At 41.7% G+C, this 23,031-nt stretch carries 22 protein-coding genes and 1 riboswitch; of the genes, 18 read left to right on the forward strand and 4 right to left on the reverse strand.

Annotated features, from left to right (window positions below; translation table 11 throughout):
- A partial coding sequence (locus tag AYJ08_RS02850) for a bifunctional 2',3'-cyclic-nucleotide 2'-phosphodiesterase/3'-nucleotidase (RefSeq protein ID WP_064016515.1) occupies positions 1 to 2,135 on the reverse strand: 2,135 nt, incomplete at its 3' end.
- A 297-nt stretch (positions 2,136 to 2,432) separates the two neighbouring features.
- Between AYJ08_RS02850 and AYJ08_RS02855 the strand changes: the two genes are divergently transcribed.
- The 3 genes from AYJ08_RS02855 to AYJ08_RS02865 all read left to right on the forward strand — a co-directional run bounded on the left by AYJ08_RS02855 (position 2,433) and on the right by AYJ08_RS02865 (position 5,521).
- Positions 2,433 to 3,038 (forward strand): BofC C-terminal domain-containing protein, encoded by a 606-nt coding sequence (locus tag AYJ08_RS02855; protein WP_064016516.1) that lies wholly within the window; start codon positions 2,433 to 2,435, stop codon positions 3,036 to 3,038.
- A gap of 326 nt (positions 3,039 to 3,364) precedes the next feature.
- Positions 3,365 to 3,481, forward strand: a riboswitch (guanidine-I (ykkC/yxkD leader).
- Positions 3,482 to 3,585: 104 nt separating this feature from the next.
- Positions 3,586 to 4,182, forward strand: coding sequence for a xanthine phosphoribosyltransferase (locus AYJ08_RS02860; RefSeq protein WP_064016517.1), 597 nt, complete (start codon positions 3,586 to 3,588; stop codon positions 4,180 to 4,182).
- A gap of 25 nt (positions 4,183 to 4,207) precedes the next feature.
- A complete protein-coding gene (locus tag AYJ08_RS02865; protein ID WP_064016518.1) occupies positions 4,208 to 5,521 on the forward strand; it encodes a nucleobase:cation symporter-2 family protein in 1,314 nt (437 codons plus the stop codon).
- Between the two features lie 85 nt (positions 5,522 to 5,606).
- Here AYJ08_RS02865 and AYJ08_RS02870 read toward each other — a convergent pair whose 3' ends face one another.
- Positions 5,607 to 6,770: a hypothetical protein gene (locus AYJ08_RS02870; RefSeq protein ID WP_064016519.1), complete on the reverse strand. Its 1,164-nt coding sequence runs from the start codon at positions 6,768 to 6,770 to the stop codon at positions 5,607 to 5,609.
- 186 nt (positions 6,771 to 6,956) lie between these two features.
- On the opposite strand from AYJ08_RS02870, the gene AYJ08_RS02875 reads away from it, so the two are divergent.
- The 7 genes from AYJ08_RS02875 to yajC all read left to right on the forward strand — a co-directional run bounded on the left by AYJ08_RS02875 (position 6,957) and on the right by yajC (position 12,211).
- Positions 6,957 to 7,148: a hypothetical protein gene (locus tag AYJ08_RS02875; RefSeq protein ID WP_031413973.1), complete on the forward strand. Its 192-nt coding sequence runs from the start codon at positions 6,957 to 6,959 to the stop codon at positions 7,146 to 7,148.
- Between the two features lie 254 nt (positions 7,149 to 7,402).
- A complete protein-coding gene (ruvC, locus tag AYJ08_RS02880) occupies positions 7,403 to 7,903 on the forward strand; it encodes a crossover junction endodeoxyribonuclease RuvC (protein WP_031413974.1) in 501 nt (166 codons plus the stop codon).
- Positions 7,900 to 8,520 carry a Holliday junction branch migration protein RuvA gene (gene ruvA / locus AYJ08_RS02885; RefSeq protein WP_064016520.1) on the forward strand — a complete coding sequence of 207 codons (621 nt, stop codon included), beginning with the start codon at positions 7,900 to 7,902 and terminating at the stop codon, positions 8,518 to 8,520. The genes ruvC and ruvA overlap by 4 nt, the downstream gene beginning before the upstream one ends.
- A gap of 6 nt (positions 8,521 to 8,526) precedes the next feature.
- Positions 8,527 to 9,534 carry a Holliday junction branch migration DNA helicase RuvB gene (gene ruvB, locus AYJ08_RS02890; RefSeq protein WP_031413976.1) on the forward strand — a complete coding sequence of 336 codons (1,008 nt, stop codon included), beginning with the start codon at positions 8,527 to 8,529 and terminating at the stop codon, positions 9,532 to 9,534.
- A 49-nt stretch (positions 9,535 to 9,583) separates the two neighbouring features.
- Complete coding sequence (gene queA / locus AYJ08_RS02895) at positions 9,584 to 10,612, forward strand: tRNA preQ1(34) S-adenosylmethionine ribosyltransferase-isomerase QueA (protein WP_064016521.1); 1,029 nt, start codon at positions 9,584 to 9,586, stop codon at positions 10,610 to 10,612.
- A gap of 122 nt (positions 10,613 to 10,734) precedes the next feature.
- Positions 10,735 to 11,865, forward strand: a complete 1,131-nt coding sequence (gene tgt, locus AYJ08_RS02900; protein WP_003338351.1) for a tRNA guanosine(34) transglycosylase Tgt — start codon at positions 10,735 to 10,737, stop codon at positions 11,863 to 11,865.
- Positions 11,866 to 11,884: 19 nt separating this feature from the next.
- Complete coding sequence (yajC, locus tag AYJ08_RS02905) at positions 11,885 to 12,211, forward strand: preprotein translocase subunit YajC (protein WP_031413978.1); 327 nt, start codon at positions 11,885 to 11,887, stop codon at positions 12,209 to 12,211.
- Positions 12,212 to 12,292: 81 nt separating this feature from the next.
- Here the strand turns inward: yajC and AYJ08_RS02910 are convergent, their stop codons facing one another.
- The gene (locus tag AYJ08_RS02910) at positions 12,293 to 12,670 is read right to left on the reverse strand and encodes a TIGR04086 family membrane protein (RefSeq protein WP_022585782.1); all 378 of its coding nucleotides are present in this window, start codon (positions 12,668 to 12,670) and stop codon (positions 12,293 to 12,295) included.
- 144 nt (positions 12,671 to 12,814) lie between these two features.
- On the opposite strand from AYJ08_RS02910, the gene corA reads away from it, so the two are divergent.
- Positions 12,815 to 13,792 (forward strand): magnesium/cobalt transporter CorA, encoded by a 978-nt coding sequence (corA, locus tag AYJ08_RS02915; RefSeq protein ID WP_031413980.1) that lies wholly within the window; start codon positions 12,815 to 12,817, stop codon positions 13,790 to 13,792.
- 89 nt (positions 13,793 to 13,881) lie between these two features.
- Entirely contained in the window at positions 13,882 to 14,598 is a 717-nt protein-coding gene (locus tag AYJ08_RS02920) for a DUF421 domain-containing protein (protein WP_197490569.1), read from the forward strand.
- Here the strand turns inward: AYJ08_RS02920 and spoVB are convergent, their stop codons facing one another.
- On the reverse strand, positions 14,599 to 16,182 hold the full coding sequence (gene spoVB, locus AYJ08_RS02925) for a stage V sporulation protein B (protein WP_064016522.1): 1,584 nt from the start codon (positions 16,180 to 16,182) through the stop codon (positions 14,599 to 14,601).
- Between the two features lie 146 nt (positions 16,183 to 16,328).
- Here spoVB and AYJ08_RS02930 point away from each other — a divergent pair, with 146 nt between their 5' ends.
- From AYJ08_RS02930 to AYJ08_RS02950, 6 genes are all read left to right on the forward strand, one after another.
- Positions 16,329 to 16,598, forward strand: a complete 270-nt coding sequence (locus tag AYJ08_RS02930; RefSeq protein ID WP_081873162.1) for a post-transcriptional regulator — start codon at positions 16,329 to 16,331, stop codon at positions 16,596 to 16,598.
- Between the two features lie 102 nt (positions 16,599 to 16,700).
- The gene (secD, locus tag AYJ08_RS22720) at positions 16,701 to 17,936 is read left to right on the forward strand and encodes a protein translocase subunit SecD (RefSeq protein ID WP_082890840.1); all 1,236 of its coding nucleotides are present in this window, start codon (positions 16,701 to 16,703) and stop codon (positions 17,934 to 17,936) included.
- Complete coding sequence (gene secF / locus AYJ08_RS22725; protein ID WP_082890841.1) at positions 17,926 to 18,861, forward strand: protein translocase subunit SecF; 936 nt, start codon at positions 17,926 to 17,928, stop codon at positions 18,859 to 18,861. The genes secD and secF overlap by 11 nt, the downstream gene beginning before the upstream one ends.
- A gap of 126 nt (positions 18,862 to 18,987) precedes the next feature.
- A complete protein-coding gene (locus tag AYJ08_RS02940) occupies positions 18,988 to 19,917 on the forward strand; it encodes a cation diffusion facilitator family transporter (RefSeq protein WP_064016523.1) in 930 nt (309 codons plus the stop codon).
- A 142-nt stretch (positions 19,918 to 20,059) separates the two neighbouring features.
- Positions 20,060 to 22,417 (forward strand): single-stranded-DNA-specific exonuclease RecJ, encoded by a 2,358-nt coding sequence (gene recJ / locus AYJ08_RS02945; protein ID WP_064016524.1) that lies wholly within the window; start codon positions 20,060 to 20,062, stop codon positions 22,415 to 22,417.
- Between the two features lie 54 nt (positions 22,418 to 22,471).
- Complete coding sequence (locus AYJ08_RS02950; protein ID WP_003338338.1) at positions 22,472 to 22,984, forward strand: adenine phosphoribosyltransferase; 513 nt, start codon at positions 22,472 to 22,474, stop codon at positions 22,982 to 22,984.
- The last annotated feature ends 47 nt before the right edge of the window (positions 22,985 to 23,031 follow it).

Below are 23,031 nucleotides of genomic sequence, written 5' to 3' on the forward strand. Positions count from 1 at the left end.
TCTTCTTTAGAAGCGTCGTCTTTTTTAGGTTCTTCTTTTTTCACGTCTTCTTTAGAAGCGTCGTCCGTCTTAGGTTCTTCTTTTTTCACTTCTTTAGAAGCATCGTCTTTCTTAGGTTCCTCTTTTTTCACGTCTTCTTTAGAAGCGTCAGCAGATTCAGCTACTTTTTGAGTTGCAGTAGAAAGGTCAATGCTATATTTAGCAAAACCGTTTTCTCCCTCACCAATATACTTGATATATCCGAGCTTTTCAGCAACCTCTTTTGCTTTAGGAGAAGAGGTTAGTGTTACTTTAATGTCACCTTTGATTGGTGCAAAACCCCAGTTTCCATCAGCGGTTGGATTGAAGGATTTTTGCTCTTTAATGTAGTTAATTAATACTTCGCGGTTTTCGTCTGGAGAATCGATGATGACATTAGAACCATCAATACCAGGGAAGTTACCGCCACCGAAAGCACGATAGTTATTTGTTACCACGATGAATTTTTGCTTAGGATCGATAGGTTTACCATTATATTGCAGGTTAATTACACGATTTGCTTTTTCATTAACCAAAGCACCCTTGATATCATAACGAGCAGGCTGAGTCAGATCGAATTGATACTCTACACCATCCAATGTATCAAAGTTATAAGTTGGGAAAGCATCATTAACTAATGCTTGCTCTTCTTTTTTGTTTGGATCGATTTGGTTAAATTGTCCAGCGGAACGCTCTAACCATTCTTTTACTTGGCTACCGTCGATTAATACAGCTTTAATTGTATTTGGGTAGATATATAGATCTGAAACGTTTTTAACAGCAATTGTTCCAGCCTTAATGTCTGTATAGTATTCAGCACCGTTACGTCCGCCTGCTTTAAATGGTGCGGCTGCCGACAAGATTGGAGTGCCTTCATATTCTGTTCCTTGCGTTGCTTTTTCTGCCCACCATCTTTGTGCGTTTGAAACGATTTGGACAGATGGATCGTCATTAACTAATGCAAAGAAACTGTTGATTGGGGCTTTTGTTTCGCCAACTGGTCCGCGAACATAGCCTAAGGTGTTTTCGTGGTCTTCTTTTACAGCATTAAGAATATCCTTATCAGCTTCTACAAGAGCTTTTTTGGTAGCAGCATCATAAACTGGACGTGCTTCAGTTGTGGAATCAATCACTTGCCATTTTCCATCTACTTGTTTAAGAGTTAGGTCGATAACACCTAGATGATCGCCCCAGAAGCCTGGCATAACAGATGGGATACCATTGATCGTACCTTTTGCTGTGTCAACGCCTTCGATTCCATCAAAATCTTTGCTTGGGAATAGCTTGTGAGCATGACCAAACAGGATAGCATCAATGCCTTCTACTTTACTTAGGTAGTAAACAGCATTTTCGTCATTTCCTTTTGCTGGAGCTTTTTCAAATCCAGAGTGAGGAATTGCTACAATGATGTCTGCCCCTTCTTTTTTCATTTGAGGAACGAATTTATTCGCCGTTTCAATGATATCCTTAGCGATTACTTTACCTTCTAAGTGACCTTTGTCCCAAGCAGTTACTTGCGGAGGAGCAAATCCGATTGCACCGATTTTAATTGTTACTTCTTTTCCGCTTTCATCTTTTACTTTCTTTTCAAAGATGTGGTAAGGAGTGAAGTAGTTTTTATCGTTGTCAGGATTGTTATCCTTGTCGTCGATATAGATGTTAGCGTTTACGTATGGAAATTTTGCGCCTTTAAGAGAAGCTTGAAGATAATCAAGGCCAAAGTTGAATTCATGGTTACCGATGTTGCCTACTTCATAGTCAAGTAGATTCATCGCTTTGTAAATTGGATGAACATCTCCATCTTTCAATCCTTTTTCATGAATGAAATCGCCAAGTGGATTTCCTTGAATCAAGTCACCATTGTCAAACAAAACGCTGTTTGTAACCTCTGCACGTGCTTTCTTGATCAAGGTCGCTGTTTTAGCTAGACCAAATTGGTCAGTCGGAGCATCCTTATAGTAGTCATAGTTCACTACGTTTGTATGGATATCAGTTGTTTCCATTAAACGTAATTTAATAATGCTTTCTCCCTCTGCACCTACATGAGCTGTAGGAAGAGCAAACATACTTAGCACCATGGAGGTAGCTAGCACACTGTGTAGATGTGTCTTCTTCAAGTGAAAAGCCCCCTTAAAATATTATAAAATGATGAGAATTGGACAAGTTCGATCATATCACAAGTTTTTAATTTTCGACAGATAAATCGGGAGGAGCAACACAAAATTTACGAAGATTTTACGAGTAAAATGGGAACTGGCTGACCTAAAAAACGCTTACATTAACAATAATAACGAAATATAATATAACTCATAATAAAAACGTTCGTGATTTATCCGGTGATCTACTATTGTATAAAACTCGTTGCAGATGGAGAATAATAGGAGAAAAACGCCATCTAAAGGGGTTTTTCTGCTATGCTCAAATCATTGCGCCCAGCAAAACTGAAGTGGAAATGGCTAATGTTGTTTCTTATGTTAACAATAGGCTTAGTATTGGGATTCTGGGTTTCACGTCTTGAAATGAAGCTGACTAATCAAGTAGATAAAAATAGGATGTTATCGCAAATGGAAGGTAATGAAAGTGTGCCTGTATTCTCCATGCCAAGACAGGTCGTCTTAACCCGTACATACGTATGCGGTGTAACGGATGAGGAGAAAAAAGAAGTAAGAGAACAAACCTTAGAGCAAATATTGAAACCGTATGCCGGCTGGGAGCTGGTTTCGGTTCATCCAGATTATATTGTGCTACATAAAGAAGAGAATGACCTTGCTCCTATTTGTAAAGAGAAGGGTTACTTTGGTTTATCACCTGATGGTTTTTTAACCTTCTTTGAAGGGTTGCCGGATTATCAGAAAGTGATTCAAACCTTTTATCGAATTAACACGGATAGTATGAAAGCGAGCCTTTCTAAAGAAGAGATTGGGCATTTGTATAAAGGTATCCGTGTACATGATCTCGCTGAATATAACAGTATTTTATCTACTTTTAGCGAATTTCAACGACAGATTGAGCCTCAGTAATCAAAAGCCCGCTCATTATTGAATAATAAAAAACAATTAGCTTCTCTCTTGCATTTCGACTTAATGAGAAAAGCTGGTTGTTTTTTGTTGGGCTCATTTGTTTGAATGTTAGGAGGAGAAAGAGGAGATCAAATATTCTCTACTATGTAATCGCTTCCTATTTATAATGGGAAAATATTGTTTGGGAGCGAGATGTGTTTCCTGCTTGTCGAAAAATAGTGGGTATGTTACAGTGTACCTATTCAATTTCAAATGACTCGTATAATTCTTGGGGATATGGCCCATAAGTTTCTACCAGATGACCGATCATCTCATCTGACTACGAGTGAAAGTGCATCTAGGGTTCCGCTTTTGTCATCCGTTTGTTGACAAGAGGGCTGGTCCAAGCGATGCAAGCTTTGTTATATACAAAGCTACACCTGAGGGATAAAAACCCAGAAGGACAGGTTTCACTTGAACATTGTTATTCAAGTGCCTTGTCCTTTTGGGTTTTTTTGTTTTTTTAAAATACTTTGTTGAAAATGTGGAAAGGGGCTTTTGGCTACTCATGAAGGTATTACAGGAAAGAATTTGTCAGGACGGAAACGTATTGTCCGATACGGTTTTAAAGGTAGATGCTTTTTTAAATCATCAGGTGGACTCAAAGCTAGCCATGCTGATCGGGGAAGAATTTGCGAAGCGATTTGCTAAAGAAAACATTACGAAGGTTTTAACAATCGAGGCGAGTGGAATTCAATTTGCAATGGCAACAGGCTTTGCGCTACAAGTCCCTTTTGTTTATGCAAAAAAGAAAAAAGCAATTACGCAATCGGATGATGTATATACGGCATCTGTGCATTCTTTTACACGTAAAGAAACATACCAGATTAGTGTGGCTAAAGCCTATTTAAAGCTGGGTGAGCGCGTACTAATCGTAGATGATTTCCTAGCTACTGGAGCTGCATTAGTAGGATTGTGCGACATTGTGAAAGAAGCTGGTGCCGAATTGGTTGGCGTAGGTGCTGTTATCGAAAAAAGCTTTCAGGAAGGCCGAGGTTTGCTTGAGGAAAGAGGGATTGCTATTCATTCGTTAGCTCGAATTAAATCGATGTCCCCAGAAACAGGGATTGAGTTTATCGAGGAAATCGGTGCATGCAAATCGTAAGGCAAAAAGGGAGAGATAGAGCGAAATGTTAAGCAAGCAAAAGATATTTACCTTGGGCTTTCAACAGGTTCTAGCGATGTATGCAGGGGCTGTTATCGTTCCGCTTATTATCGGTAAAGAATTGGGATTAACACCACAGCAGATGGCATATCTAATCGCGGCGGACCTCTTCACCAGCGGGCTTGCGACCTTGCTTCAAGTGTATGGCGGAAGGTACATTGGATCGGGGCTTCCCGTAATGCTTGGATGTACCTTTACAGCGGTAGGACCTATTATTGCCGTGTCCCTTTCAGCAGGGAACAGCTTAATAACTGCATATGGTGCTATTATCGTATCTGGTATTTTTGTATTTTTATTTGCACCTTTGTTTGGTAAATTACTACGCTTTTTTCCAACAGTGGTTACAGGCTCAGTCGTTACCATCATTGGTTTATCCTTAATTCCTGTTGCGATGAAAAATGCGGCTGGTGGGGAAGGTAGTGCATCTTTTGGTTCCCCTACCAATTTACTTCTGGCTCTTTTAACCTTGCTTTTAATCCTGTTGTTTAATCGTTTTTTTACGGGATTTATTCGATCGGTTGCCGTATTGATTGGACTTGTGACGGGTACCATGATCGCCTTTTTCTTAGGCATGGTTGACTTCTCACATGTGTGGACTGCCTCCTGGATTAGCATTGTGCAACCATTCTATTTCGGTACGCCGCGCTTTGATATAATGGCAATTCTAACCATGATAATCGTCAATATAATCAGTATGGTGGAATCTACCGGTGTCTATTTTGCAGTTGGAAAAGTAACGGACACCAAGATTGAATCCAAAACAGTAGTAAAAGGCTTACGTGCAGAAGGCCTTGCTATTACAATGGGCGGTATCTTTAACGCGTTCCCATATACAGCTTTCTCACAAAATGTAGGGCTCCTTTCATTGACGGGGATCAAAGGTCGAGAAGCTATTATGGGAGCGGGTGTAATTCTTGTTACATTGGGAATGCTGCCAAAATTGGCTGCACTTACAACCGTTATTCCTGATGCTGTACTAGGTGGGGCTATGATTGCTATGTTTGGGATGGTAGTTGCATCAGGCATTAATATTTTATCTAGTGTCGATCTATCCAAAAATGAAAATCTTTTAATTGCAGCTTGTAGTATTGCAGTAGGCTTAGGCTCCGCAGTGGTTCCACAAATGTTTGATCAGCTGCCAGGTATGGCGAAGATGATTATGCAAAATGGGATCGTTACAGGCTCTTTAACCGCGATTGTATTGAATATTTGTTTGGCTCGAAAAGACAAGGCAGTTAAAAGCGCTTCTCAGACGACCTCAGAAACGGTCTCTGTATAAGGACAATTCAGGTTAAAAGGTAAGAAAGGATGTTCCGAACAGCAAGATTGCTTAGGGAACATCCTTTTTACATAACCGTTTTTTGTTATTCACCAACAAGCTCCATTTCGGCGATTCGCCAACGATCCCATTGTGATCCCCTAACTAAGGTAAAATAACAGACTCTTTGATAGTTTTCCCCTTTCTTGGCATAGGAGAGTTTAACAGGGATGGTGACTGAAAACATATCGCTAGTTTGCTCTTCCTCTGTCATCTTATCTAAAAGCGGGTGCAACCGTTCACGAACATACACTGGATCATTCATGGATGCCAGAGAGCTTGGTGATCCCGCAACCAAAAAGGAAGCAAGAGGCTCTTCTTCCCGCAGACAGGTGAGATAATAATCAATAATTTGAAGGGGGCTAGCCTCCCGCAGAGCTGAATAGAGTGTTCCAGCCGCTTTTTGAATCATAAATTGGTGGCCAGCATCCGGCTCGTGACGCTTGTGAGTCGAGCTTCCTAAGAAGTGAATACAAAAATGCCCATTAAATTGATTTCCAGGAATTCCATCACCACCGTGAGGCATACCGTGCATGGAAGCCGCATAATGTTTTCCGTTTATGGTCAGTAATATGGCACGCCTTTTCCAGCTCCATTTTCCCTGATATATCCTTTTCATAATGAGAGTATCCTGCTTGGTTAAAGGTTGTACGTCAGCATGATCACTACCGGCTCGACGCTGTACACGGAATTGTTCACCTGATTCAATATCTGTGACAGTTCCGCAAGCCATACGTTTAAAGTTTTGTCGTACCTCGCTCCACGGCGATAATAAACCGTAATGCTTTTGTTCTGTTAAAGAAACCCATTTTTCAAGATGTGTACGCAATGAATTTGTTACTAGTACTTCCCGATAGGAGTCTTGTTCAAATAACCGCTGCTCATCACTATATAGATAACGATTTTTTCCCGTATAGATTATAGCCCGAATAAATTCTGGTTCAGAGCTTGAAATGCGTGGGCCAGCTTCAATTAGCTGTCCCCATTTTTCCTGACCTGATATTGTCAGCTTCGATTGAAAAGCAGCATGAACAGAGGTTTTTACAATGATGGTAATTCCCCCTTGAGGCAGGGAACCCGGGGAAAATGGCACGAGCTTATCTGTTTCGCTTACGTACACATGATGTTTTCCAAAAACAGTGGAGGGGGAAAATAGTAAACAAAAGCAGACTAGCAGAAAATAGAGACTAGAAAAAGATTTCTTCTTCATAACATACCCCTCTTTAAAATGACAAATGAAATCGACTTTCAATTATAGGATGCTTCGAGAAATCCATTTCATTCTAAGCTTGTTATCCTTTAGTGATCGAACGCCAATAGGTAAAATCGGGATACATACCACAATCATCAACATCGCATACTGTAGGGGACGGCCATGTGAAGGAGGAGTTCTTGTATGTCTTCAATGCCTAGAGGAAGCTACAAAGACCAGTTCCATCAACGCTTGTATGTTCAGCTCAACCAAGGTCATAACAAATTGAACTATCGAAAGATAAATAGTATCGAAAATCAGATGCAGCACGAAGTGGACAATTACGCCCATATGCAGCATGACTTAGCTGATGAGCTTGGTATGAACAAACACTAAATGGCCGTCCAAACGTTATGAAACGAGGCAGGAGGAGTCTGTTGAGAACATCTCAGCAGGCTTTTTCTGTGTGCTCTGTAATGAATCAATGAAATGGGCTTAATCAATGATAAAAGGTGTGGAAACGGTAGAAAAAAGCTAGGGTTCGATTGCTTATAGATGGGGTTATCAAACTTTCAACGGAAATGCATGTTCGCAATCTGTCTGGTTTGTGTTACAGTTAAAGGAAGACAGGAAGAAGCGGAGAGAATGGAATGCGGATAGTCGGAATTGACCCGGGGATTGCAATTGTCGGGTTTGGTTTTATAGATAAAGAAGGAAGTTCCTTAAAGCCTGTACAGTATGGTAGCATACAGACAGAAGCTCATACTCCTGTGCCGCTGCGATTGCGTCAAGTGTATGATGCTACCATTGAGCTTTTGGAAACGTATAAGCCTGATGAAATGGGCATAGAAAAATTGTTTTTTAACCGAAATGTGACCACGGCTTTTACTGTAGGACAGGCTCGGGGTGTTATTATTTTGGCTGCGGAGCAAAAAGGTATCCCGGTTTTTGAATACACACCGATGCAAATCAAGCAAGCAGTGACTGGCTACGGTGGAGCTGAGAAAAAGCAAATTCAAGAAATGGTGCGGATGTTATTGAGGTTAAAGGAAGTACCAAAACCAGACGACGTAGCAGACGCATTAGGTGTAGCGATTACACATGCTCAAAGCCGCACGTATTATGATATATCGGAAGGTGCAAAGAAATGATTGATTTTGTAGAAGGAACTGTCTCTTATATAGATACGGAATACGTTGTGGTGCAAGCAGGTGGGCTTGGCTACCGCATTTTTTGTCCTAATCCTTATTATTTTGTGAAAGATGAAGGGAAGTCTTGCCGTTTATTTACGCATCACCATGTACGTGAAGATGCGATTCATTTGTACGGATTTGCAACCAGAGATGAACGTGATTTATATCGCCGACTGCTTGATGTGAATGGCATCGGGCCAAAAGGCGCATTAGCTATCTTGGCTGGGGCTACACCTGACCAAATTGTTTCTGCTGTTCAACAAGAGAATGTGACTTATTTAACAAAGTTTCCTGGGATTGGGAAGAAGACGGCCCAGCGCATGATCTTAGACTTGAAAGATAAGTTGAAGGGCTTTACACCGTCTATGCTGGTTACATCTGCACCAGAATCTTTATTGGTGAAGGGAAATTCCGACATGGCTGCTTTAGAAGAAGCAATGCAGGCGTTAATGGCTTTAGGCTATTCAGACAACGAAACACAAGGGATTCGTCCTAAATTGCTGGAATCAGCTAAATCGGGGGCTAGTGTAGAACAATTGATTAAACAGGGGCTTGCGCTCTTTATGAGGGGATAAAAGAAGATGGACGATAATCGGATTATTACGACCCATATGCAGTGGGAAGAAGATGCAAATGAATTTAGTTTGCGTCCTCGCTTCTTATCCGAATACATCGGGCAAAAGCAGGTAAAAGAGAATTTAAAGGTCTTTATCGAAGCTGCTAAAATGCGAAAAGAGGCGTTGGACCATGTATTATTATATGGACCTCCAGGTTTAGGAAAGACAACTTTATCCCAGATTATAGCTAATGAACTAGGTGTGAACCTAAAAACAACCTCTGGACCCGCGATTGAACGACCAGGTGATTTAGCTGCCATCCTTACGAATCTCCAGGAGGGGGATGTGCTGTTTATTGACGAGATACATAGACTTAATCGCAGTGTAGAAGAAGTCCTGTATCCAGCAATGGAGGATTTTGCTTTAGATATCATCATCGGAAAAGGGCCGAGTGCTCGCAATGTCCGACTGGACCTGCCGCCCTTTACCTTAATAGGGGCTACGACGCGTGCGGGCTTACTTTCGTCTCCGTTGCGTGATCGATTTGGGGTCGTTAATCGTTTGGAGTTTTATACAATTGAAGAATTAGCTTTCATTGTTTCGCGTGCAGCAGACATCCTGCAAATCGGGATGCAAGAAGGTGGGGCTCTAGAAATTGCCAAGCGCTCCCGAGGGACACCGCGTATTGCCAATCGCTTATTAAAACGTGTCCGGGATTTCGCTCAGGTTCAGGGCGAAGGAATTATTACCCAAGAAATTGCCCATGAAGCTTTAGTCAGACTTCAGGTGGATGCTTGCGGACTCGATCATATTGATCATAAATTACTTCTTGCCATCATTGAAAAATTTGCAGGCGGACCAGTAGGGCTAGATACGATTGCAGCTACCATTGGGGAAGAATCACAAACGATTGAAGATGTTTGTGAGCCTTATTTGCTACAAATTGGGTTCATTCAGCGAACACCGCGTGGACGTATTGCGACACCAGCATGCTACACTCATTTTCAACTCCCAATGCCTTCTGAGTCTTAGAAGGATTTGTCCAACAGCAATGAATTGCAAAAAAGGAGATTAGAGAGACGTGGATGTAACTTTATTTGATTTTGACCTGCCTGAAGAGTTGATTGCCCAGCATCCACTTGAGGATCGCACAGGGTCTCGCTTGCTTGTTCTTGATAAACAAACAGGTGAAGTAACTCATCAGCAGTTTACGGACTTAATTGCGTATTTAGAAGCGGGGGACGTGCTGGTTGTTAATGACAGTCGCGTGTTGCCCGCCCGTTTAATTGGCGTAAAAAGCGAGACAGGGGCTAAAATTGAGATTTTGTTACTTAAGTCGCTTGGGGATGACCGTTGGGAAACCTTAGCACGCCCAGGGAAACGATTTAAAGTAGGGACTGAGATAGAGTTTGGTGATGGTATGCTTCGCTGTGTTTGCGAAGAGATTACACCAACAGGGGGACGAATTGTTCGATTTTCCTACGAGGGAATTTTCTATGAGATTTTAGATCGCTTAGGCTCAATGCCCCTGCCGCCTTATATTCATGAACAACTAGATGATCGCGAACGCTATCAGACTGTTTACTCTAAGGAATTAGGCTCTGCGGCGGCACCGACAGCAGGTTTGCATTTTACACAAGATTATTTGGATAAGCTTCAGCAAAAAGGGATTAAACTAGCCTATGTTACTTTACATGTGGGATTGGGAACATTCCGTCCGGTGGAAGCAGATGTAATTGAAGAGCATGTTATGCATGCTGAGCATTATCAATTGACGCAGGAAATGGCTGATCTGATCAATGGTGCAAAAGAGGCAGGTAAGCGAGTCATTGCTGTCGGCACCACATCTTGTAGAACACTGGAGACTATTGCCAAAGAACATGATGGCAAGCTAGTTGCTCAGTCTGGCTGGACGGATATTTTTATGTATCCTGGCTATGAATTTGCAATTATTGACGGGCTTTTAACAAACTTCCATTTACCTAAATCAACGCTGGTCATGCTAATTAGTGCTTTGGCTGGACGTGAGAATGTTCTTCGTGCTTATCAGGATGCGATTGCCCGCAAGTATCGTTTCTTTAGTTTTGGAGATGCGATGTTAATTAAATAAAAGAATTTTTATGCGTTTTCTTGTGATTCATGATCATACCTTTTATAATAGATAAGACGTAGGAAAAACATGCTAATAAAACAGATGGTGTTCACATCTGGTTATTGAGGAGTGCAGAGACTTTGGCAGTACGCTACGAATTAATTAAAACGTGCAAACAGACTGGCGCACGACTGGGACGAGTTCATACCCCGCATGGTACTTTTGAAACCCCAGCATTCATGCCGGTTGGGACTCAAGCCACAGTTAAAACCATGTCCCCTGAAGAAATCAGCGGGATGGGCGCTAACATTATTTTAAGTAATACGTATCATCTATTCTTGCGTCCGGGTCACCAGATCGTTAAAGAAGCAGGTGGCTTGCATAAATTTATGAACTGGAACGGAGCTATTTTAACAGATAGTGGTGGATTTCAGGTATTTAGTTTAAGCAATTTACGTAAGATTACAGAAGAGGGTGTGTCTTTTCGCTCTCACTTAAATGGGGAAAAGCTGTTTATTGGACCTGAAGAAGCGATGCAGATTCAAAATGCACTTGGTGCCGATATTATGATGGCTTTTGATGAGTGTGCCCCGTATCCAGCCGAGTACGATTATGTAAAAAAATCGATGGAGCGGACAACCCGTTGGGCAGAGCGTTGCTTACGTGCGCATGAGCGCAAGGAAGATCAAGCTTTATTCGGGATTGTACAAGGCGGTATGTATCAGGATTTACGGGAACAAAGTGCGCGTGACCTTGTACAGATGGACTTCCCGGGGTATGCCATCGGTGGACTTAGCGTAGGTGAGCCATTCCCGTTAATGTATGAAGTGCTAGATTACACAGTTCCATTGCTTCCGGATAACAAACCTCGTTATTTGATGGGTGTAGGTTCTCCAGATGCCCTCATAGAAGGTGCGCTTCGTGGAATTGATATGTTTGACTGCGTGTTGCCAACTCGTATAGCTCGAAATGGGACATGCATGACGAGCCAAGGAAGATTAGTCGTACGCAATGCAAAGTTTGCGCGCGATTTTACTCCACTTGACCCTAATTGCGACTGCTACACGTGCAAGAATTATACGCGTGCTTACATTCGTCATTTGATCAAAGCTGAAGAGACCTTTGGCATTCGTTTAACTACGCATCATAACCTGCACTTCCTCATTAAATTGATGGAGAAAGTGCGCCAAGCGATCCGTGAAGATCGTTTGAAAGATTTCAGAGACCAGTTTTTTGCCCAATATGGATTGGGTGAAAATAGATCTTTCTAAGAACTAAGGAGGATGAACCATGCAAGGTTTAGGTGGATTGTTGCCGATTATTATTATGTTTGTGATCTTTTACTTTTTGTTGATTCGCCCTCAACAAAAACGTAATAAAGAACGCAATGCAATGTTGGCAGCTATGAAAAAAGGGGATCGCGTTGTAACAATTGGAGGACTGCATGGCACTATCCAAGACATTACTGACGATACACTTATTTTGAAGGTTTCTCACAATGTACACATGACGTTCGACCGCGGTGCAGTAAATTCTGTTACAGTTCCTAGCCCTACTAAAGAAGTAGCGGAAACGAAAAAAGAGGAATTGGAAGCACCTGCTGAAGATACGAAATAAATCATAAACACAAGAAAGCTGTTAGCAATATGCTAACAGCTTTTTTCCTTGTCAACAGATCATGCCTTTTGATCTATAAGTCTAATATTTTCGCCGATTGGTCGTATTTACACCGAAAACACCGCCAATTCCTGCGATAAGAAAGGCAAAGAGAGTGTACAATAAGGTTGAAAAATTAAGCGGAGCATTAAACCCTAGAAAACCGATCAGTAAGACGAGAAAGAAATAGCCTAAACCGGTTAAACCTCCATAATACCAGCCGCGTGCGCCGCATTTGCGCCCCGTTACAAAGCCGCCAATCAACAAGCTGCAAATGTTAATGACATAGCTAAAGTAAGGTAGAGAGCTTTCCTTGACATTGGTAAAGGAAAGAAGTAATGCAGCAAAAATAGAACCTAGCAAGACAAGGCCAAGCGTTAGAAATAATCCCGTCATCACCGAGGCGGAATGACTGCGCATAACACGATCCCATCCTCTCTTTATGATTCATTTTCTTATTACCATCTATATGAGAGGCTTGACAGGCTTATTCATCTCTTGATTGAACATCGCCGCGAATTTTCGTATGATGGATAAGGGAAAAAGACGGGGGTGAGGATACCGATGATAAAAACCTATTTTTATAATCATTCCGAACAGAAGATGATCCACGATGTAGATTTAACAACCAAGGATCAATGGCTGAAATCTCCTGAGGATTTATTATGGATTGATCTGTATGATGTAGGTAATCAGGAACTGCATTACATTGCGAAAATTTTTGAGTTTCACCCATTGGCCATTGAGGACTGTTTGCACGTCAGCCCGCGTGCAAAAGTGGATAAATATGATGACTACTATTTCTTCGTTTTTCACGCGCTGCGTTATAATGAGGAAAGCGATAACGAGATTACTACAGTAGAGCTTAATGTTTTCCTTGGTCCAAACTACATTGTTACTATTCATAAATCACCAATGAATACAATTGGGCGCATTGCTGCTCAATGTCATCGCAGCAATTCCTTCTTAAATCGAGGTCCGGATTATTTGTTGTATGCGATTGTTGACGGGATTACCGATGAATACTTTCCAATTATGGATCGCTTAAGTGTCCGTATTGATGATTTAGAGGATGAAATCTACGAGCATCAAACTGAAGAAATTACAGAGGAATTCTTAGCGTTAAAGCGTACATTGATTTTAATACGCCGCGTGATTTTGCCGCAAAAGCGGATTTTTGCCAATGTGAACGGTCGCTATTCGTTTGATATCTCAGAGGAAAATGTTCCTTTCTATGTGGACTTAACGGATCACTTGGAGCGAATTGTAGACTCAACAGAAACATTTCGGGATTTAGTAAACGGTGCACTAGATACTTATTACACAATTATTACGGGCAGAAGTAATGAAACAGTACGTATCCTGACTATTATTTCTACTGTTATTCTGCCACTAACCTTTATCACAGGGATCTTTGGAATGAACACCTTTGGATGGATGGGGGATAAGGCAGAGCCTGTCATGTTTGTCATCGCATTCGGTTCAATGATTTTATTGACATCGTGGATGCTCTATGTCTTTAAAAAGAAAAAATGGCTATAACAGAAAGGAAAAGAGAGGGACGCATAAGGTAGGATGGACCCGTGGACACTACTAAATAAGGTAGATGAACATGTGGGAGGTCTTATACCGTGGAGCTACTAACCATACTTATGCGTACCCTCTTTAGTTATTTCCTCCTCCTACTCATCATGAGGCTGATGGGCAAAAGAGAACTGGGTCAAATGTCTTTGTTTGATGTTGTTATTTCGATCATGCTGGCAGAAATGGCAGTTCTTTCGATTGATCAGGTGAATAAACCACTTCTGCACATGTTTTCGCCCATGATCCTTATCATGCTGTTGGAAATAGGAGTGTCCTATTTGTTTATGAAGAGTAAAAAGATCAGGAACTTCGTTAACGGAGAAGCAGATGTTTTGATTGCAAATGGTGTGATAAGAGAAGAAGCATTGAAAAAAAATCGACTTAACCTAGATGACCTAATGATTCACCTGCGTCAGGAAAATATAAAAAACCTAGCTGATGTTGAATTTGCTATATTGGAAACGACAGGAAGGGTCAGTGTGTTTACTAAACCAGAAAAATCACCTGTTACCCTGCAAGATTTAGGTCTACAAGAAAAGAAGCCTATAAAATCCTTAACAGGTGTTACCGTGAGATTTCCCATTCCCTTAATTATGGATGGGGAAGTACAGAAGGATGCTGTAGAAAAAATCGGTAAAAATATATTTTGGCTCAAGCAGGAATTAAAAAAACTAGGTTTTCGTCATACGAATGAGATTATGTTTTGTAGCATTGATGAGCAAGGAAAGCTGTTTGTAAATAAAACACAGTACCCCCGCAAATAATCATCTGCGGGGGAAAAACATGCTTAATTGCTGACCAATCCAAGGAATCCGGGCTACATCCTGCTTGCCCAGCACCCTCATGCTAACAAGTAATACTAAGTAGAGAAGCATAGAAGCAGAAGAGCATATTGTTAGCATATGGAGTAAGCTAGTATCTTTGAACCAATGCTCAGACATATACGTGCTGCAATAGCCGATAGCCAGCATAGCAAAACCAATTTTTACAAATTCGCCAACCTGAATAGTAAAACCAATCCCTTTGACGAGGCTAGCAAAATGGAGCATTGTTACCAACGTAATGTTTAAATTCAGCGCAATGATCGCCCCGTTAATTCCAAATTCAGGACGAGATGTAAGAATAAACATGGATGCGATCTTGACGATTGTTCCAATCAGGGTGTTACGGAATACAACATGTGCTTGGTCCAATCCCTGTAAAGCAGCGGCTAATGGAGCCTGGAAAAACAAAAATACAGAAAATGGTGCCAATTGCTTTAATAATAGGCCAACCTCAGCCTGCTTATATAATAGTTGACAGAGAGGCTCTGCAAATACATATAATAAAACAGCACAGGGAGCCCCGATGACCAGCGTTATACGCATGGCTTGATAAATGCGGCGATGAACCATCTTGCTGTTCTTCTCAAATGCGGCTTCTGCAACAGCAGGAACCATCGAAATGGATAACGAATAGGTAAGAAAAGTAGGGAAAAGTAACAGAGGGACAGCCATTCCAGAAAATTGACCATATAAGGAGGTCGCCTGAATGGTTTTATACCCTGCTAATATAAGCGCATAGGGGACAAGCATTGGTTCCATTACATAAGCAATAGAACCTACTACGCGGCTCATCGTGACAGGCAGGGATACATGCAAGAGCTGCTTGATAGCCGGGGAGCTTTTTTTAAACAATGCCCGACGTGAGCCGGGTTGTTTAAACAGATCGCCCAGTTCGCGTCTGTTCTTTTTATAATTCCATATCATATATAATAGGCCGGCTAGCTCACCTAATAAAATGCTACCGACTGCACCAATGGTAGCAATAAAAATTCCGTAGGGGGCGAGTGTCAAGGTCATACCTATTACTATCAAAATACGGACTATTTGCTCGATCAATTGAGAAAGGGCTGTAGGCACCATATTTTGTTTTCCCTGGAAATAACCACGTAAGACAGCCGAGATACTAGCGATTGGTAGAATAGGTAAAGCTGTCAGCAATAACAGATGGGTACGCGAGTCCGTAAAGAACAATTCCGTAAAAAAACGAGCACCAACAGCTAACAATAATGAGACTAGCGTACTCAGTCCAGTTGTAATAGCTAGGGCCAAATAGAGGAATCTTCTTGATTGCTGGCGATCTTTGGCTGCTTCCGCTTCTGCAACCTGTTTAGCGATGGCAACAGGCAAACCAAATGTAGTAATGGTAATCAGAAAGTAGAGAAGTGGGACGATCATTTGATACAGTCCCATACCTTCTGAACCAATTAAGCGGGAAAGAATAATACGATGGGCAAAACCAAAAACCTTAGTAATGGCGCCTGCTACGATGAGTACCATGGTACCGTAAAAAAAGGATTTTTTCATAGGGATAGCCCCTTCTCTTTAACATTTACCGTAAGCTTTACTTACTACACTATTACCATATGGACGTGCCACCTAGGGCATGACTAGATTTTATGTGTGTAAGAAACATTTTATAACAACAAAGGTCACGTAAAGAGGTGTAGAAAATGGAAAATAAAGAGAATATGGTGAGCTTTATCGAGGTTGACAAATATCAGGAAATGTTAGTTTTATGCAAAAGTAAGGCGGAGGAATTTTTGATTCTAGGTTACGATAACATTACTCCTGAAGAGGTATGGGAGTGTGTGATATCAGCCTATAAAGGAGAAGAACGCCCCACACTGCATCGCCTTGTTAACGATATCCTCTCCTTAAAAATTAGCAAATATATGAACTATGTGATGATTAATATGTATAAAAATAACGGCGTAATTTGACATGCATTTTTCTACAAGTCTATAATGGGCATATTGATTCTTTGAATTGGGATATTTGCGTATGAACGCTTGGTATCCGTTGGGAAAGGGGCATTATGTTAGATGATAAAGTGGAGTAGATTTGTTCTCTTCCTACTGGTGATCGGACTCTTAGGTACGCTCATGGCCACTACTACCACAAAAGTAGCGGGCAATATCGTACTTGGTCTTGACTTAAGAGGCGGATTTGAGATTTTGTATGAAGTAGAACCACTTGATGCAAAGCACAAAACAAACACAGAACTACTTGCAGCAACAGCTCAGATGATTGAGAAACGTGTTAATATTGGGGGAGTTTCTGAGCCAGAGGTAACCATTGAAAATCCTAACCGCGTACGCGTTAAATTGGCAGGGGTTACTGATCCTGAGAAGCTGCGTTCGTTGATCGGGAAACCAGCCGTATTGACGTTCCGTGACATGACAGGTGAAGTCGTTATGCGTGGAACAGACCTAGCGCCTGGTGGTGCTGCTGTTGGTTATGGTGAGCTAAATGAGCCACTTGTTACTCTGAAGTTTGCCGATGCAGAAAAGTTTGCAGAAGTAACACGTAAAAATTTAGGAAAACCAGTTGCTATCTTTTTAGATGAAAACTTGCTAACAAATCCTACGATTCAAACTGTTATTACAGGCGGTAGCGCACAAATAACAGGTAAATACACAAAAGATGAGGCACGTGAATTAGCAGAAACGTTAAATGCAGGTTCATTGCCGGCTAAATTAATTGAAAAGCAAGTAACGGCAGTAGGAGCAAGCCTTGGTGATCTTGCTTTGAAAAAGACTATTTATGCAGGCTATATCGGCGGAGCACTAATTTTCCTCTTTATGCTTTTTGTATACCGTGTTCCTGGTATGATTGCAAATATCACGTTGACAGCGTTTGTTTATGTTTGTTTAGTAGTTTTGCAATGGATGCATGCTACGCTTACGCTGCCAGGTATTGCCGGCTTTATTTTGGCTGTAGGTATGGCGGTAGATGCTAACATTATTACCTATGAACGCATTCGAGAAGAAATCATGACAGGTAAGACCATTCTGTCTTCTTTCCGTGCGGGTGAACGTCGCTCGTTGATTACAATCATTGATTCACATGTTACTACTTTGATTGCGTGCGTCGTTCTCTTCTACTTTGGGACGAGCTCCATTCAAGGTTTCGCGATTATCCTAGCAATGACTCTTATTGTCAGCTTGATTACCAACGTGTTTGGCTCTCGCTTTTTGCTATGGTTGCTTCTTCGTTCCAATGCGTTTAAGAAGCCTCGCTGGTTTGGTGTAAAGGAGAGTGAAATCGGTGAACTCTAAAGAAAAAGATGTTGTTAAATTTGATATTGTTAAAAACCGACACAAATTCTATTGGTTTTCAGGTATCCTACTCGCCCTAGGTTTAGCCTCGATGCTAATGTTTGGACTAAATAAAGGCGTTGATTTCACAGCAGGTACTCGTTTGGATTTATTTATTAACAAACAGTTTAATGAAGCGGATGTTCAACAAATTATTGCAAAAGTAATGCCTGATGTTCACTTTAAAGATGTAACCAAATATGGTAATAATAAGGAATTCGCAACAACAACGTTTACAGAAACGATTACTCCAGAAAAGCTGAAAGAGATTGAGGCTGCTGTTAAAGCAAAATATGGTAATCAGGTAACGAAACAGGAATCTACGGTCGACCCCGTGATTGCTAATGAATTGGTGAATAAAGCCATTATCGCTGTTTTAGTTGCTTCTGCGGGGATTGTTGTCTATATTGCCATTCGATTCCAATTCTTATTCGGGATTGCTTGCGTAATCTCCATCTTACATGATGCTTTTATCCCGATTGCTTTGTTCTCCTTGTTCCGTTTGGAAGTTGACTTAACGTTTATTGCAGCGATTTTAACGATCGTTGGTTATTCTATCAATGATACGATTGTTATCTTTGACCGTATTCGTGAGAACATGCGGACAATGAAAACAAAAAGCATTGAGGATTTAGAGCATATGGTCAACGTGAGCTTATGGCAAAGTATGCGCCGCTCTATCTTTACTGTTTTGACCGTGTTCATTACGGCTGCTGCGATTGCTATTTTTGGTAGCGAAGGCATTCGTAACTTCTCCTTGGCTCTTATCTTTGGTCTGATCAGTGGTACGTATTCTTCCATCTTTATCGCTGCACAGATTTGGGTATCTATGAAAGAACGTGAAATGAAGAAAAAAGGATTAAAAGCTGCTCCTAATGAGAACTAAATTGGATAGAATAAACCGTGGGGGATATCCCCTGCGGTTTTTTTATTCTCAAGAAAATACAATAAGTAGTGGATGGGCAAGTGATACAATAGGTTCATCCAACTGATACAAGGAGGAGGAAACTAGGTGGAAAATCGTTTGGCAAAGGCTCAGTTTGCTGCATGGGTCGGTATTGTTGGCAATCTGTTGCTTGCACTTGTCAAATTACTTGTGGGCTTGGTGGCTGATTCGCGAGCGATGGTAGCCGATGCTGTTCATTCTGCATCTGATGTAATCGGGTCAGTTGCTGTTTTAATAGGGCTTCGCGCAGCGGAGGCGCCTCCAGATCAAGACCATCCGTATGGGCACGGAAAAGCAGAGTCAATTTCAGCTATTATCGTATCTATCCTGCTTGCTATTGTGGGCTTTGAAATTGCTTATTCCTCGTATAAATCACTCTATGAGCCCCTTGAGCCTCCTGGCATGTTAGCCGTATGGGCGGCGTTAGGCTCCATGATTATAAAAGAATGGATGTTTCGATATAAGTATCGTTTAGGGAAAAAATTGAATAGCCAATCATTAATTGCGAATGCCTGGGAGCATCGTTCTGATGTATATTCTTCCTTCGCCGCGTTAATTGGTGTTGGCGGGGCAATTCTTGGGGAGAAGCTAGGGGTAAGTTGGACCGTATATCTTGATCCCATTGCAGGGATTTTTGTATCCTTCCTTGTATTAAAAACAGCCTACCATATTTTAAAGGAATCAATTCATTCCACGATGGATCATGTATTGCACGAAGAAGATGCCCTGCCTTTGCGTAAAACAGTTATGGAGGTAGAGGGAGTATTGCGAATTGATGAGCTGTGGGCCAGAGAAACAGGTCACTATCAAATCGTGGATATTAAGGTTTCTGTTGATCCGTATATAACGGTAGAGGATGGACATCGAATCGGAAAAAATGTTAAACGCAATTTAATGGAGAAACATCAGGATATTCGAAATGTGTTTGTTCACATTAATCCATATGATGAAAAAGGAAAGTCATGGGATGAGGAACCTGCTAAGACGCATGAATAATGCAGTTATTATTGGACTTTTTCACAATTCAAGCTTATTTATGACATGATGTTCTTAAAACATGCGCTTTTTGCGTTTAATAAGAAAGCTTGGCATGCCCTCTATTTCTTTATATAATGGATGAGGATTGGAGGGCTGCCTCATGCTACAAGCGAAATCGCGATGGCAACTCACCCCATATGACGAAGCAATAAGTGCAGAGATTGCCCAAGCGTGTGGGATATCGCCTTTGCTTGCACGTTTGCTCGTTCAAAGAGGGATGGATACGTCACAAAAGGCACGTGACTTTTTGCATGTGAGTCCAGAACAGCTACATGATCCATTCTTATTGGATGGAATGGACAAAAGCGTGCATCGAATCCAACAGGCGATTGAGCGCCATGAACCGATTTGCATATATGGAGACTATGATGCGGATGGAGTTAGCTCCACTGCTTTAATGGTGCATTTGTTACGAAAATTGGGAGCCACATTTGATTATTATATACCGAATCGTTTTAAAGAAGGATACGGGTTAAACCAAACAGCGTTGTCATACATTTATGACAGCGGTTTTCGGCTTGTCGTGACTGTGGATACTGGCATAAGCGCGGTAGAGCAGGTAGCGCATGGAAATCAGTTGGGGCTTGATATCATCGTGACGGATCACCATGAACCACCTGAGCTTCTGCCTGATGCGTTTGCAGTAATGAATCCTAAAAAAACGGGTTGTTCCTATCCGTTTGACATGCTGGCTGGTGTAGGCGTTGCTTTTAAGCTGGCCCAAGCCCTGTTAAAAGAGCCTCCGATGGATTTCATCGATTTGGCTGCAATAGGAACGATTGCTGACCTTGTTCCTTTAGTGGATGAAAACAGGGTATTAGCTAGTTTAGGATTGCAACGATTGAATCGAACACACAATGTAGGCATCCAAGCTTTACTTGATGTGTGCGGGCTTCAGGAGAAAGAAATTACTGCGGGACATGTGGGCTTTGCCATTGGACCACGGATTAATGCGGGCGGTCGTTTAGAAACAGCAGAAGCAGCGGTTAAATTGCTCGTGTCAGAGGATGTACAGGAAGCGAAGGAACAAGCGGAAGTACTTGATGAGTTGAACCGGGAGCGCCAAGAGTTAGTTCAAGCGATGGCGGAAGAAGCCATTGAAATGGTTGAACAGCTATATCCGGCTGATCAGAGTGGAGTAATTGTTGTAGCCAAAGAGGGATGGAACGTTGGCGTTGTTGGTATTGTTGCATCTCGTTTAGTGGAGAAATTCTATCGACCTGCTATTGTGCTTGGAATCGATTCGGAAAAAGGCACAGCAAAAGGCTCGGCTCGAAGCATTGCTGGCTTCGACATGTACGAGGCATTGACGGCGTGCAAGGAGCTTTTACCACACTATGGTGGTCACACAATGGCAGCAGGTATGACATTGCCCATAGAGAATGTAGATCCGCTACGCAAGGCGTTGCATCGTATTTCACAGGAATGGCTGCAACCAGAAGACTTCATCCCCAAAACAAGAGTAGATCTTGAAGTGGCTTTTGATGAAATGAATCTAGATCTTGCTATAGAATTGGAAGCTTTAGCTCCATTCGGCATGGGTAACCCTACTCCAATGCTTGTCTGTGAAAAGGTCGGTCATCAGGGTATGCGTAAAATTGGGAAGGATGAGACACATCTAAAATGTGTATTGTCACATGAGAAATCGCAACTAGATGCTATCGGCTTTGGTTTTGCCCCAATTATGGAACAGGTAGCTCCAACATCAAAGCTTTCCGTGCTTGGTGAATTGCAGATTAATGAATGGAATGGGTTGCGAAAGCCTCAATTCTTGCTTCGTGATGTAGCGGTCAAGCATAAGCAGATTTTCGACTGGCGAGGCACGCGCGATAAAGAGAAAAAATGGTTGGATAAAATAGTTGCGGAAGAGTTGATTACCATCACATTCCAAGCAGCTAACCATCAACGTTTGCACTCTTTACTTGCAAGTCAGCAGCTTACCAAAAGGTCGCTTCTGTATGTAACGAATGCTGGAGAAATGCAAGGAGATTGGATGGAAGGATGTCGCTCGATCATCTTATATGACCTTCCTTCCTCCAAAAAAGCATTGGGACAAGCGATGACTGCGTTACATGAAATGGACTCCATTTACTGCTTATTTGGAGAAGCGGACGAGGCCTTTGAATTGCTACATGTACCGAGCCGAGAAGATTTTAAAGCGCTGTATCAAATTTTTCGACAATATGGTAAAATCAACAAGGCTCATCTCGATGCATTGGCTAAAAAATTAAAGCTAAAGCGTTCCATTGTGGAGCGAATGCTTACTATTTTTATAGAGCTTCGTTTTATTGAAGATAGCGAGCAAGCATACCTATTGCATCCAGAACCGGCTAAAGCGCCATTGGATACATCTTCACGATACCTAGACTGGCGTGAGGAAGCCGAGCTACACGCCGAACTGCTCCTTTCTAATCATGATGGACTAGGAAAATATTTGGATATGCTTCATCAGTCTTAGAAGAAGAGCACCCAACTTACTTTGTTTTTATTCTTTTGTAGGAGGCATTCCTTAATGAACTTTAAAGATTATATTCGCGTGATTCCAGATTACCCACAACCAGGGATTCGTTTCAAAGATATTACTACCCTATTAAAAGATGGCCCTGTATATAAAGCGGCAATCAATGAACTGAAAACATTTGCTGATACCCTAAACGTGGATGTAATCGCAGGACCGGAAGCGCGTGGTTTTGTTGTAGGGGCACCATTGTCATATGCGATGAACGTTGGGTTTATTCCGATTCGCAAGGCAAACAAACTACCTTACAAAGCTATTCAAGCTGATTATAGCTTAGAGTATGGCAGTGATGCATTAGCAATGCATGAAGATGCAATCAAGCCTGGTGATCGTGTATTGATTGCAGATGACCTACTTGCAACAGGCGGTACGATCGAGACATCTATCAACCTTGTTGAACAATTGGGTGGAATTGTAGTAGGGGCTGTATTCCTGATTGAATTAAGCTATCTCGATGGTCGTGAAAAACTAGGTGACATCCCGGTTTCTTCTTTAATCACATACTAATCTGTTGGATAAAAACCTCTGTGAGCCCTTTGGTCAAGCCCCCGTTT

Origin of the sequence: Brevibacillus sp. SKDU10 (assembly GCF_001645205.1) — a bacterium.
In the GTDB taxonomy this organism is placed as follows: domain Bacteria; phylum Bacillota; class Bacilli; order Brevibacillales; family Brevibacillaceae; genus Brevibacillus_B; species Brevibacillus_B halotolerans.